This window comes from Catenuloplanes indicus (assembly GCF_030813715.1).
GTDB classification, from domain to species: Bacteria; Actinomycetota; Actinomycetes; order Mycobacteriales; family Micromonosporaceae; genus Catenuloplanes; species Catenuloplanes indicus.
In genome coordinates this window covers 8,296,479-8,308,223 of record NZ_JAUSUZ010000001.1, presented here as the reverse complement: position 1 = coordinate 8,308,223, position 11,745 = coordinate 8,296,479, and the positions used below count along the sequence as shown (strand labels likewise).

The 11,745-nt window shown below is 71.8% G+C and carries 12 protein-coding genes; 7 read left to right on the top strand and 5 right to left on the bottom strand.

Annotated elements, in window-relative coordinates; all coding sequences use genetic code 11:
• Positions 1 to 243 precede the first annotated feature (243 nt).
• Positions 244 to 1,059, top strand: a complete 816-nt coding sequence (locus J2S42_RS37290) for a class I SAM-dependent methyltransferase (RefSeq protein WP_307247030.1) — start codon at positions 244 to 246, stop codon at positions 1,057 to 1,059.
• Here J2S42_RS37290 and J2S42_RS37285 read toward each other — a convergent pair.
• Positions 1,042 to 1,692, bottom strand: a complete 651-nt coding sequence (locus tag J2S42_RS37285) for an SDR family oxidoreductase (protein ID WP_307247028.1) — start codon at positions 1,690 to 1,692, stop codon at positions 1,042 to 1,044. The two genes, J2S42_RS37290 and J2S42_RS37285, sit on opposite strands and share 18 nt — an antisense overlap.
• Before the next feature lie 8 nt (positions 1,693 to 1,700).
• Positions 1,701 to 2,582 (bottom strand): phosphotransferase, encoded by an 882-nt coding sequence (locus J2S42_RS37280; protein ID WP_307247026.1) that lies wholly within the window; start codon positions 2,580 to 2,582, stop codon positions 1,701 to 1,703.
• 76 nt (positions 2,583 to 2,658) lie between these two features.
• Between J2S42_RS37280 and J2S42_RS37275 the strand changes: the two genes are divergently transcribed.
• Both J2S42_RS37275 and J2S42_RS37270 read left to right on the top strand, forming a co-directional pair.
• Positions 2,659 to 3,099: a nitroreductase/quinone reductase family protein gene (locus J2S42_RS37275; protein WP_307247024.1), complete on the top strand. Its 441-nt coding sequence runs from the start codon at positions 2,659 to 2,661 to the stop codon at positions 3,097 to 3,099.
• A 63-nt stretch (positions 3,100 to 3,162) separates the two neighbouring features.
• Positions 3,163 to 3,771 (top strand): M15 family metallopeptidase, encoded by a 609-nt coding sequence (locus J2S42_RS37270; protein WP_307247022.1) that lies wholly within the window; start codon positions 3,163 to 3,165, stop codon positions 3,769 to 3,771.
• Here J2S42_RS37270 and J2S42_RS37265 read toward each other — a convergent pair.
• Positions 3,749 to 5,191, bottom strand: a complete 1,443-nt coding sequence (locus J2S42_RS37265; RefSeq protein WP_307247020.1) for an ATP-binding protein — start codon at positions 5,189 to 5,191, stop codon at positions 3,749 to 3,751. The two genes, J2S42_RS37270 and J2S42_RS37265, sit on opposite strands and share 23 nt — an antisense overlap.
• A 59-nt stretch (positions 5,192 to 5,250) precedes the next feature.
• Between J2S42_RS37265 and J2S42_RS37260 the strand changes: the two genes are divergently transcribed.
• The 3 genes from J2S42_RS37260 to J2S42_RS37250 all read left to right on the top strand — a co-directional run bounded on the left by J2S42_RS37260 (position 5,251) and on the right by J2S42_RS37250 (position 8,710).
• A complete protein-coding gene (locus J2S42_RS37260; protein WP_307247018.1) occupies positions 5,251 to 5,952 on the top strand; it encodes a VOC family protein in 702 nt (233 codons plus the stop codon).
• A gap of 89 nt (positions 5,953 to 6,041) precedes the next feature.
• Positions 6,042 to 7,007 carry an Acg family FMN-binding oxidoreductase gene (locus tag J2S42_RS37255; RefSeq protein WP_307247016.1) on the top strand — a complete coding sequence of 322 codons (966 nt, stop codon included), beginning with the start codon at positions 6,042 to 6,044 and terminating at the stop codon, positions 7,005 to 7,007.
• 80 nt (positions 7,008 to 7,087) lie between these two features.
• Entirely contained in the window at positions 7,088 to 8,710 is a 1,623-nt protein-coding gene (locus J2S42_RS37250; protein WP_307249250.1) for a GAF domain-containing sensor histidine kinase, read from the top strand.
• Between the two features lie 34 nt (positions 8,711 to 8,744).
• Here the strand turns inward: J2S42_RS37250 and J2S42_RS37245 are convergent, their stop codons facing one another.
• Together J2S42_RS37245 and J2S42_RS37240 are read right to left on the bottom strand one after the other, a co-directional pair.
• Entirely contained in the window at positions 8,745 to 9,689 is a 945-nt protein-coding gene (locus J2S42_RS37245; RefSeq protein WP_307247014.1) for an SDR family oxidoreductase, read from the bottom strand.
• Between the two features lie 43 nt (positions 9,690 to 9,732).
• On the bottom strand, positions 9,733 to 10,488 hold the full coding sequence (locus J2S42_RS37240) for an SDR family NAD(P)-dependent oxidoreductase (RefSeq protein WP_307247012.1): 756 nt from the start codon (positions 10,486 to 10,488) through the stop codon (positions 9,733 to 9,735).
• A 169-nt stretch (positions 10,489 to 10,657) separates the two neighbouring features.
• Here J2S42_RS37240 and J2S42_RS37235 point away from each other — a divergent pair, with 169 nt between their 5' ends.
• The gene (locus J2S42_RS37235; RefSeq protein ID WP_307247010.1) at positions 10,658 to 11,497 is read left to right on the top strand and encodes a helix-turn-helix transcriptional regulator; all 840 of its coding nucleotides are present in this window, start codon (positions 10,658 to 10,660) and stop codon (positions 11,495 to 11,497) included.
• Positions 11,498 to 11,745: the final 248 nt, after the last annotated feature.

Below are 11,745 nucleotides of genomic sequence, written 5' to 3'. Positions count from 1 at the left end.
CCCTCCGCCGGGAACCGGCGCAACGGCCCCAGTGAGGCATGGATCACCGAGCGCGGTCATCGCGCCTTGACGCGGCTTCAACGGATGCTGTTCGGTCGACCTCCGGCGCGTCGTGCGGCCTTACCCGGGCACCATATCGCCGCCGCGGCGTCCGGCGGGTGCGAAATGTGCAGTGCGCCCGTTCTGCCGTATGCCGCACCGCGCGGGCCCCACGCGCCGGACCGTCGCGCGTACCGTCAAAGGATGTTGCCGGTCCGCCTCTCCGGCGCGCGCGAGACGCTACTGGTCACGCTGTACGCGCGGGCGCTCGACGCACGCGCCGCCGATCCGGTGCTCGGCGACACGATGGCCGCCGAGGCGGTCGACGCGATCGACTTCGACTTCGGCGCCACGCACATCACGCCGCGAATGGCGCCCACCGTGGCGGTGCGGGCCAGGTTCATCGACGAGTGGGTGCGCGAGTTCCTGCGCGAGCACGACGGCGAGGCCACCGTGGTCCATCTCGGCGCCGGGCTGGACACCCGCGTCTGGCGGATCGCTCCCGGGCCGGCCGTGACCTGGATCGACGTGGACTTCCCCGAGGTGATCGAGATCCGTCGCGCGCTCTTCCCGGAGCGGCCCGGCTACCACATGATCGGCTCGTCGGTCACCGACGACGGCTGGCTGGAGCGCATCCCGACCGGGCGGCCGACGCTGGCCGTGGCGGAGGGCCTGAGCATGTACCTCACCGAGGAGCAGGGTCTCACACTGCTGCGCCGGATCACCGACCGCTTCAACGGCGGCACCACGATCGCGTTCGACGCGTTCAACCGGCTGGCGATCCGCGCCCAGAAGGCCAACCCGGCGGTCCGGATGTCCGGCGCCACGCTGCACTGGAGCGTGGATCACCCGCGGGACCTGGTGCGGGACGTGCCGGGCCTGCGCCTGCGGGACGCGGTCGACGCGCTCACCGCGCCCGGTGTGGAGCGGTTGCCGCACGGCGCCCGGATGATGTCGGCCGTGCTCCGCCCGATCCCGGCCGTCCGGCACATGTCCCGGTACCTACGGTACGAGCGCTGACCCGATCGGCGTGCCGCCGTTGTTGAACTCGACGGTCAGGCCGCGGGTCGACGGGTCGGCCAGCGCGGCAGCCACGGTCGCGGCCACGTCCGCCCGGGACACCGCGCCCGGCGCCGCACCCTGCGCGGCCGTCTCGATCAGCCCGGTCGGCGCGTCCGTCGTGAGCCGGCCCGGCCGCAGAATCGTCCAGTCCAGCGACGTCCCGGCCAGGTGTGCGTCGGCCGCGGACTTCGCGTCCGCGTACGGAAAGAAGCCGCTGTCCGCCGGCACGCCGTGGTCCGGGCCGGCACCGAAGTAGGACACCATCACGAACCGCCGCACGCCGGCCCGCTCGGCCGCGTCCATGGTGCGGATCGCGGCGTCCCGGTCGACCGCGTAGGTCCGGACCGGGTTGCCGTCACCGGCACCGGCCGACCAGACCACCGCGTCGTGGCCGGCCAGCAGCGCCGCGATCGCCTCGACGTCCAGCGACTCCACGTCCGCGATGACCGGGTGCGCGCCGGTCGCCTCCACGTCCGGCACGTGCTCCGGGTTGCGGAACACCGACGTCACCTCGTCACCGGCCGCGACCAGCAGCGGCGCGAGCAGGAGTGCGACCTTGCCGTGCCCGCCGACGATCAGGACTCGTGCCATGCGGCCGATCATATGGCCGGTGCGAGGTATCCGCTCAGTTCGCGCCAGGCCAGCCGGGTGTCCTCGTCGTCCACGTGCGGCCCGCGCAGCTCGCGCACGAACGCGCAGATGTCGGTGAGCGTCCGGCGCAACCGGTACAGCGCGGCCGCGGGCGAGTCGTCCGGCGCGACCATCCACAGGTCGCGCTCCCGGGGCGCGACCGCGACCGTGTCCCAGTCGATCAGCCGCAGGCCGCCGCCGGCCGGGAGCATCACGTTGCCCGGATGCGGCTCACCGTGCGTGACCACCCACGCCGCCCGCTCCGCCGTCACGACCGGCACCAACGCGTCGTACCGGGCGAAAAGATCTTCCAGAAAAGCCGTTCGAGAGATCAACAACGAGCGGGTACGCCGTGCGTACGGCCCGTCGCTCCACGGACCGTCGAGCTCGTCGCGGTACGGCACGGCCAACGAGTCGACCGGCGCACCCGGCGGCACCGGGGAGGCGTGCATGCGGTCGAGCGCGGACCGCAGCTCCGCGCGCACCGGCGCGGGCAGCACGTCGCCGAACCCGTGCGACCGCCCGTCGATCAGCTCCGTCACCGAGACCGCCGCACCCCCGGCCGTCACGGTCACGCACCGCCCGTCCGGCCGGCGCAGCGGCGCGGCCACGAAGTCCAGCCCCGCCTCGCGCAGCGCCGCGGCCGTGCCGAACGCGCGCTCCAGCGCGGCCACGTCCGGGTCGAGCGCCACGCCGAGGAACCACTCGGCGCCGCCGGTGTCCCGCGCCCGGTAGTGGTGCGCGCCGTAGCCGAGCGGCGCGTAGTCCAGCGCCGCCACGGTCAGCCCCCATCCCCTGTGGAGCGCGGCGGCCACGTCGGCCCGGTCGAGATCCGGCGGTTCGGCGAGCATGGCGACGATCCTAGATTTTTCCGGTCGCATTCGGGATCGTGAGCGCATGCGATGGTGGCGGATGATCTCCTCACGGATGAGCCGGTACCGGTGGTTCACCCGGTTCGCCGAGGCCGCGGTGCCGCTGGACCGGCTGATCAGCCGGGTCACCCGGGGCCGGGTGGTCGCCCTCGGCATGCTGCCCAGCCTGCTGCTCACCACGACCGGCCGGCGCTCCGGTCTGCCCCGGCGGAACCCGATCAGCTACCTGCGCGACGGCGACGCGTTCGTCGTGGTCGGCACGAACTGGGGCCGCCCGAGCCCACCCGGCTGGGTGTTCAACCTGGGTGCCACGCCGGTCGCGATCGTCACCGTACGCGGCGCCGACCTGGCGGTCCGGGCCGAGGAGGTCACCGACCGGGCGGAGTACGACCGGTTCTGGACCGCGATCGTGGCGCGCTGGCCCGGGTACCGGTTGTACCTGGACACCGCGGGCGACCGGCCGGTCCGGATCTTCCGGCTGATCCCGGTGCCCTGATCCCCTCAGGTCGGGGCGGCGGCCGCCGATGGGTGGCTGAACCAGCTTCGGGGGAGGTGGCGCGTGCTGAACGGCATCACCGGCATCACCGCGCGGATAAACGACATCGAGCAGCGGATCGCGTCGATGACCCAGCAGACCGCGGCGCGGACCGCGAGCGCGGTCTCGCACACCGGCCAGGCGTTCGCGTCCGCGCTGGCCAGCGCCGTGCACGGCAGCACGGCCCCGGCCCCGGCCACGCCCACCGCCAGCATGAAGGTCAACTCGAAGGGCATCCCGGAGGACCTGGCCGGGTACGGCAACGGCAAGATCCCGGCGAGTGCGCTGGGCCAGGTCGGCAGCACCGGTCACAAGCTCTGGGCACCGGCCGCGGAGAAGCTGACCCAGATGATCGCGGACGCCAAGGCACAGGGCGTCACGATCGGGATCACCGACTCGTACCGGCCGTACGAGGAGCAGGTGGACCTGGTACGCCGCAAGGGCCTCTACTCACAGGGCGGGCTGGCCGCGAAGCCGGGCACCTCCGACCACGGCTGGGGCATGGCGACCGACCTGGACCTGAACGCGAAGGCGCAGGCCTGGATGCGGCAGAACGCCGGGAAGTACGGCTTCGAGGAGGACACCCCGCGCGAGCCGTGGCACTGGGGCTTCAAGCCGGAGAAACTGTCATGAGCGCCTGAATCAGCTCGGCCTGGCTGATCGGCTCCGGCGCGTGCCCCCGGGCCTCCGCCATCGCCTTCTGCAGCTGCACGCGGCGCAGCGCCTCGCGGATGTCGGCGCCGGTCGCGCCCGGGCTCGCGGCGGCCAGCTCGCCCGCGTCGACGTCGTCGCCGAACATCCGGAACCCGGGCGTCTCGTGCGCGGCGATCAGCGCGCGCAGCATCTTCGCGATGATCTCGGCGCGGCCGCCGGTGTCCGGCTTCGGCACGGACAGCTTGATGTCGAACCGGCCGGACCGGGTCAGCGACGCGTCCACCCGGTCCGGGAAGTTCGTCGTGGCGACCACGATGACCTGCGGGTTGGCCTCGATCAGCGTGTTCATCTCCTGCTTGAAGATGCCGGCCACCGAGTTGATCGCCTGACCGGCCGCGTCCTGCCCGCCGCCGGTGTAACTGATGATCGAGTCGAACTCGTCGAACAGCAGCACGGTCGGCGTGGTGTAGCGGCGCGCCTCGGTGAAGATCTTCTTGATGTTGCGCTCGGACGCGCCGAGCCACCGGTCCAGGATCTCCGGCGTACGGATCTCACGCAGCTCACCGCCGATCTCGTTGGCCAGCGCGGTGGCGAGCATGGTCTTGCCGGTGCCGGGCGGCCCGTACAGCAGGATGCCCTGCGGCCGTCGCGCACCCCACCGGGCCATCGCCTCCGGATGGTTGAAGCTGACCGCGACCTCGCGCAGCTGGGACACGATGTGGTCGAGCCCGCCGACCTGGTCCAGCGTCGTCCGGTCGGTCCGCTCGGCGATCTCCTCCCGCAACCCGACGTGGTAGCGGCCGCTCAGCTCCGCCCCGGCCAGGTCCGCCAGAACCTCGAAGAACAAAACCACGAAACCGCGCAGGTACGGCGTGAGCGCCACGTCGGCCCGGCGCGGCGCCTCGGCCGTCACGGTCACGGACACCTGCTGCGGCAGCCCGGACGGCTCCACGCCGTAGATGACCCGCGCGGACAGCCCGGAGACCGCGTCCACCACGGTCCGGTCCTTCGGCAGGTCCTCCGGCCGCTCCCCCAGCCGCCGGATCGTCTCACCGGCCAGCGACGCGGTCCGCGCCGCGAACCCGAGCGGGTCCTTCGTCGCCATCTGCCGCGCGAGCATCACGCCGACCGGCCCGGTCAGCCCGATCCGCAGCGCGTCGAAGCCGGCTGCCCGCCGTGCCGTGCCCACGAACCGGTAGACCGGCCCGTTCGTCGACAGCCGGCTGCCCGCGGTCAGCGTCACCGCGCGCAGCGGGCCCGGGAACGAGGCGCCGTGCAGCAGCTCGACCGGCTCCGGGCCGGCCGCGGCCAGCAGGATCCGGTCCGGGTCCACGATCCGCACGGCCGCACCCCGGCACTCGACGGTCTCACTCGGTGGCCTGAGGCGGTCGTCGGTCATGTGAACCTCCCTCTCCGATCGAGTCTGCCACGCAGCGGACGATCGGGCAGGATGTGACCATGCCGCTCGCCAGCCTGAAGGACATCTGCATCGACGCCTCCGACGGCGACCGCACGGCCGGGTTCTGGCAGCTCGCGCTGCACGCGCAACGGACGCCACACCGGACGCATCCGCAGTTCTGGTGGCTGACCCCCGGCATCGGGGACGCGCCCGTCGTGTGGATCAACGACGTGCCGGAGGCGCCGCCGCCGGTGAAGACCCGCGTGCACCTCGATCTGCGGCTCGGCACCGGCGAGACGATCGCGCCGCTGGTCGCGGCCGGTGCGACGGTGCTGCTGGAGCCGCGTCCGGACGAGAAGTGGTGGCTGATGCGGGACCCGGAGGGCAACGAGTTCTGCGTGTTCCCGCCGGACGGGCGACCGCCCCGCCTGTACGAGCTGGTCGTGGACGCCCGGGACGGCGCGGCCCAGGCCCGGTGGTGGCGCACGGTCCTCGGCGGGGACGTCGAGGAGTCCGGCGACTTCGCGGCCGTGACGGACGGCGCCGGTCAGACGTTCGAGAACTTCGTGTTCCGGAACGTGCCGGAGCCGAAAACCGTGAAGAACCGCCTGCACTGGGACGTGACGCTCACCGACGCCGCACCGGACGCGCTGGTCGCCGCCGGGGCCACCGTGCTGCGCGCACCGGACGACGAGAACCGCTGGTGGATCATGGCCGATCCGGAGGGCAACGAGTTCTGCGCGTTCCCGGCCGGGACTTAGGTCCTGTGCGACCGGTGCCCGTGGCCCTGCCGGGTCCCGGGCCTGCGCCGCGACACTGGTCATGGCAGTGAGAGTTCAGGAGGCACACCATGACGAGCCAGACCACCCGCACGGCCGCGACCGTGCTGGCCGAGGCCGCGGCGACGGCCGGGTTCGCGCCGTCGGTGCACAACACGCAGCCGTGGCGGTGGCGGGTGCTGCCGGACGCGCTGGAGCTGTACGCCGTACCCGAGCGGAAGGTGCTCTCCATCGACCCGGCCGGCCGGCTGCTCACGGTCAGCGTCGGCGCGGCACTGCACCACGCGGTGGTAGCGCTCGAGGCGCTGGGCCTCACCGCCTCGGTGGAGCGCTTCGACGGGCCGGAGCTGCTGGCCAGGATCACGCCGAGCGCGCCGTGCGAGGTCACACCGGCCGCGATGCGCCGCGTGCAGCACCTGCGGACCCGGCGCACCGACCGGCGGCCGACCCGGGACGAGGCCGTCGCACCGGCCGACCTGACCGCGCTGCAGCGGATCGTCGCCGACCACGGCGTGCAACTGCACCTGCTGGTCGACGACCAGGTCTACGAGCTGGCCGCCGCGGCCGGGCGCGCGGTCGAGGTGGCGGTGCGCGACCCGTTCGTGCAGCACGAGCTGGACTTCTGGAAGGCGAAGACGCTGCCCGCCGAGTCACTGCCGGAGACGCCGGTGCAGTCGACCGTGCCGAACCGGGACTTCGGCGAGCACGGCCGGCTGCCGATCGGCGAGGGCCACGACAACTTCGCGTCGTACGGGGTGATCTTCGGTCCCGACGACGAGCCGCGCACCTGGCTGCGGGCCGGTGAGGCGCTGTCCGCGGCGTGGCTGGCCGCGGCCGAGCGCGGCATCGGCGTGCTGCCGCTGTCCGGCGTGATCGAGGTCGACGTGACCCGCACGGCGCTGCGGATGACGCTGGCCGAGCTGGGCTACCCGTACCTGGTGGTGCGCCTGGGCCTGCCGGACACCGAGCATGCGGGACCGCCGGCCACGCCACGGATGCCGGCGGCACAACTGATCGACACGTCCGCCGTACGCTAGCGTTCGTGGCCGTAGACCAACCGCCCTCGCTCGGACTCGGGCCGCTGTCCCGGGTCCGCCTCGACGAACTGCTGCAGGAGATGCTCGACCGCGTCGGCGACGTGGTGGCCAGCCGGGAACGGTTGCGCGCACTGCTCGACGCGGTCGTCGGCATCAGCACCGACCTCGATCTGCGCAGCACGCTGCAGCGCATCGTGGAGGCCGCGTGCTCACTGGCCGGTGCGCGGTACGGCGCGCTCGGCGTGGTCGGGCCGGACCGCCGGCTGACCGACTTCATCACCCACGGCATGACCCGCGAGCAGGCCGCGCACATCGGCGACCTGCCGCACGGCCGGGGCGTGCTGGGCCTGCTGATACAGGACCCGCGCCCGGTCCGCATGCCGGACATCACCCAGCACCCGCAGTCGTACGGGTTCCCGGCCAATCATCCGCCGATGCACTCGTTCCTGGGCGTGCCGCTGCGCATCCGCGAGCACGTCTTCGGCAACCTGTACCTGGCCGACAAGCAGGGTGCGGCCGAGTTCACGGTGGACGACGAGGAGGTCGTGGTCGCGCTCGCGGCCGCGGCCGGTGTCGCGATCGAGAACGCCCGCCTGTACGCGATCTCGCACCGCCGCGAGCAGTGGCTGGCCGCGGCCGCGGAGATCACCGGCGTGCTGCTGTCCGAGGTCCGCCGCACCGACGCGCTGTCGCTGATCGCCCGCCGCGCACGCGAGGTGTCCGGCGCGCACCTGGTGCTGGTCCTGCTCTACGACGCGGACGCGGACCGGCTCACCGTCGAGGTGGTGGACGGCCACTCGTCCGTGTCCCCCGGCGTGCAGCTGGTGGCCAGCGAGACCGCGTTCCTGCCCGCGGTCACCGGCGCCGGCACCGTCACCGTCGACAGCCTCGCCAAGGCTGCGGCCTGGCCCGGCGACGTGCCCGGCGGCCCAGCGATGATCGCACCGCTGGGCAGCGCGGAGGCGTTGCACGGCGCGCTCGTGGTCGTGCACGACCCGGCCGCGATCCGGCACGACGACGATGACCTGACCATGCTCGGCACGTTCGCCGGGCAGGCCGCGCTGGCCCTGGAACGCGCCCGGGCGCAGGAGGAACGCGAAATGCTGGTGGTGCTGGAGGACCGCGAGCGGATCGCCCGCGACCTGCACGACGTGGTCATCCAGCGGCTGTTCGCCACCGGGCTGCACCTGCAGACCGCGATACCGCTGGCCGGCCGCCCGGAGGCCGGCGCCCGGATCAACGCGGCCGTCGACGACCTGGACAGCACGATCCGCGACATCCGCCGCGCCATCTTCGAACTGCGCACCCCGGTCGCGCCCGCCCTCCGCGCCGACCTCGGCGAGATGGTCGACGCGGCCGCGATCCCCCTGGGTTTCCGCCCCCGTCTGGACCTCTTCGGCCCGGTCGACAGCGCCGTCCCGGACGCGGTCCGGGACGACCTGCTGGCCGTGCTGCGCGAGGCGCTGTCCAACGTGGTCAAGCACGCGCGGGCCACGGTGGTCGAGGTCGGCGTGCGCGTCGCCGCCGGCCGCCTCACACTGACCGTCCTGGACAACGGCGTCGGCTGCCCACCCGACGCGGCCCGCAGCGGCCTGGTCAACCTCGGCGACCGCGCCACCACGCACGACGGCACCTTCGACCTCACCCCCGCACCCGCGCCGCACCCGTCCGGCACCCTCCTCACCTGGTCCATCCCCATCTGATGAGTGCCCGGGACGCGCGAAGCACAACGGACTCTCAGGAGGGAAAGCTCGTTCCCGTCAGTTCTTCCGACGTCGTCCAGAGGCGCTGAGCTACCTCATGCTGATCCCTGAAGGGCCGGTAGGGGCGCTGGATCCGCGGCGGGCCACCCAGGCCACCGGCACCGCCCGGTCCGACGAACTCGCCGCCCTTGATCTCGGGGGCCGTGGCGGCGTACAGAGCTGATTGCCCGGCGCTCTCGACGGTTCCGACCAGGATGCCCCGCGCCGACATCCAACGGATCATTCTGACGGTCGACGTGTCCCGCGCGCGGCCGACCTCAGGCCGCGCGGCCAGCAGGCTGGTCGGCGCCAGACCGGGGTGGGACACGTTGCTCGTGATCCCCCACCGGTTCGCCTTACTGCGGCGATCGAGCTCGAGACCGAACAGGGCCACCGCGATCTTGGACTGCGCATAGGCGCGGGAGCCCGAGTACGACCGTTCCCAGTTTAGATCGTCCCAATTGATCCCCCCGGCCTGGGCCGACGCGCTGGTCTGCGACACGACCCGTGCCTTTCCTTGCCGCAGCAGAGGAAGCAGGTGCGCGACGAGCGCGAAATGCCCGAGATGATTCGTGCCGAACTGTACCTCGAACCTGTCCCGGGTGAGCTGCCGGCTGGGCGGCGTCATGATGCCGGCGTTGTTGATGAGGACGTGGATCGGGGCCGCCTCCGCACGCAGCTGCTCGCCGAGCGCCGAGACCGACTCGAGCGACGAGAGGTCGAGCTCACGCAGTTCGAGCCTGGCCCGAGGCGCGTGATCGCGGATCGTCGTGATGGCGGCCTCACCTTTTCGCCGGTTGCGGACCGGCATGATGACCTCGGCGCCGGCGGCGGCGAGCGTGCGCGCGATGACGAGTCCCATTCCATCGCTCGCGCCCGTGACGAGAACGCGCTTCGCCGACATATCGGGGATGGTGATGTCTTGCTTCCGGGGTGACATGTGGTGCTCCTTGCGTACGTGTGAGTGTGGCTGGTGGCGCGGGTCAGGCGATGGCGCCGCCGGCGACCGTGAGCGTCTGTCCGCTCACCCAGCCGGCGAGGTCGCCGACGAAGTACTCGGCTGCATCCGCGACGTCTTCGGGCGTCCCGACGCGCCCGTCGATCCGGCCCATCTGCGCGTCCCCGGCGCGGAAGGCCTCGGCGCCGGCGGGGTCGGCGAAAACGCCCGCGCCGAGAATGCCGGTCGGCAGAATGGTGTTGACGGTAATGGCGCGCGAGGCCAGTTCGAGAGCGAGAATGCGGACGAACTGAGCCGCGACCACCTTGCTGGACGAATACAGGCCCAGCCCCGAGTACGGGAAGATCGTCGTCGTCGACCCGATCGAGATGAGGCGGCCGCCGTCGGTCAGCACTTTCGCCGCCTTCTGCAGGGTGAAGAACGCGCCTTTGGCGTTCACGCTGAAGAGCCGGTCGAAATCGTCTTCCGTCACGTCGGCCGCGAGCTGACCGACGACCTCGCGTCCTGCGTTCGCGACGACGATGTCGACCGAGCCGAACGTGGTGAGCGTCTCGTCGAAGAGCCGGTCGATGTCGGGCAACGACGAGATGTCGGCCTGCACGACGTGCGCCCGCCCGCCGGCCGCTTCGATCTCGCTCGCCGTGCGCCGTGCGTTCTCCTCGTCCGTCGAATAGTTGACGACGACATTCGCACCGAGCGAGGCGAAGCGCTTTGCGATTGCTTCGCCGATGCCGCGAGCGGATCCGGTGACTACAGCGACCTTTCCCGTGAGATCAGTCATGTCATTCCTCCTGAGTGGGTGCGTTCCTCCATGATCAGAGAGCCGCTTGCGACCAACCAGTGCATGTCATGCAGAGGAACGTCCGGGCCGGCGTGCGCGATCATGGAGCTACGCGACTGGCGTCGCACCGCAGGCGAGACATGGCTGAGACGACAGGGGGGAACTCCCGGTGTTCGACCGAGTAGGTATGGCCCGCTTTCTCAGGAGCCGCCGCGAGGCCCTCCAGCCGTCGGACGTCGGCATCTTCCCCGGCGCGCGCCGTAGGACACCCGGCCTGCGGCGTGAGGAGGTGGCCGCTCTGAGCAACATGTCGGCCGACTACTATTCACGCCTGGAACGCGCCGGCGGGCCGCAGCCGTCCGAGCAGATGGTCGCGTCGATCGCGCAAGGGCTTCATCTGTCACTGGACGAGCGCGACCATCTCTTCGTCCTCGCCGGGTATCGGCCTCCTGCGAGCGGGCGCGCAAGCGACCACGTCAGCCCGGGAATGATGCGGGCACTCGACCGGCTCACCGACACCCCGGCCGAGGTCTCGACCGAACTCGGCGAGACACTCCGCCAGACCCCACTGGGTGCGGCGTTGACCGGCGACACCACGCGGTTCACCGGGCCTGCGCGCAGCATCATCTACCGGTGGTTCACCGACGAGCGGCAGCGAGACTTGTTTCCGCCCGATCTGCACGAGCTCCATTCCCGTGCATTTGCGTCGGGCCTGCGGGCCGCGGTGGGTCGCGATGGAGCGAACTCGCGTGCCGCGCACATCTCATCTCTGCTGTTCAAGGAGAGTCGCGATTTCGCGGACTACTGGGATCGTTACGAGATCGGGGTGAAACTGAGCGAGACCAAGCGGCTGAATCATCCCGAGGTAGGGCTGCTCGAGCTGAACTGCCAGACCCTGCTCGACCCGGAACGCGCCCACCGGCTGCTCATCTACACGGCGGTTCCGGGGAGCGAGTCCTGGGACAAGTTGCGCCTGCTCTCGGTCATCGGAGTGCAACAGCGGGGCTGACCGCCGGGCGGCGCGGGAGCGGATCCTGTCGCCACTCGGGGCCGCTAGCGCCATCGTCCGCGACCGGGCCGTCATTCACGTCGTGGCACCGGTGAATCAGGCAGCCGGGAACGCGACAATCGGCAGAGCCATCACCCGCCGAACGCGGCGCGTGGCGAAAACCGGCCACGGAGAACCGGCGCGTGACGAGAACGGGCGCCAGAGGAACGCAACACCCCACGGAAGCCGGCGCCGGGGAGGCCGGCGCG

Coding starts and splice junctions, on each gene's coding strand:
- J2S42_RS37285 (WP_307247028.1), bottom strand. CDS start 1,692: ATGGCACGAGTCCTGATCGTCGGCGGGCACGGCAAGGTCGCACTCCTG.
- J2S42_RS37245 (WP_307247014.1), bottom strand. CDS start 9,689: ATGTCACCCCGGAAGCAAGACATCACCATCCCCGATATGTCGGCGAAG.
- J2S42_RS37280 (WP_307247026.1), bottom strand. CDS start 2,582: ATGCTCGCCGAACCGCCGGATCTCGACCGGGCCGACGTGGCCGCCGCG.
- J2S42_RS37260 (WP_307247018.1), top strand. CDS start 5,251: ATGCCGCTCGCCAGCCTGAAGGACATCTGCATCGACGCCTCCGACGGC.
- J2S42_RS37265 (WP_307247020.1), bottom strand. CDS start 5,191: ATGACCGACGACCGCCTCAGGCCACCGAGTGAGACCGTCGAGTGCCGG.
- J2S42_RS37290 (WP_307247030.1), top strand. CDS start 244: ATGTTGCCGGTCCGCCTCTCCGGCGCGCGCGAGACGCTACTGGTCACG.
- J2S42_RS37275 (WP_307247024.1), top strand. CDS start 2,659: ATGAGCCGGTACCGGTGGTTCACCCGGTTCGCCGAGGCCGCGGTGCCG.
- J2S42_RS37240 (WP_307247012.1), bottom strand. CDS start 10,488: ATGACTGATCTCACGGGAAAGGTCGCTGTAGTCACCGGATCCGCTCGC.
- J2S42_RS37250 (WP_307249250.1), top strand. CDS start 7,088: ATGCTCGACCGCGTCGGCGACGTGGTGGCCAGCCGGGAACGGTTGCGC.
- J2S42_RS37255 (WP_307247016.1), top strand. CDS start 6,042: ATGACGAGCCAGACCACCCGCACGGCCGCGACCGTGCTGGCCGAGGCC.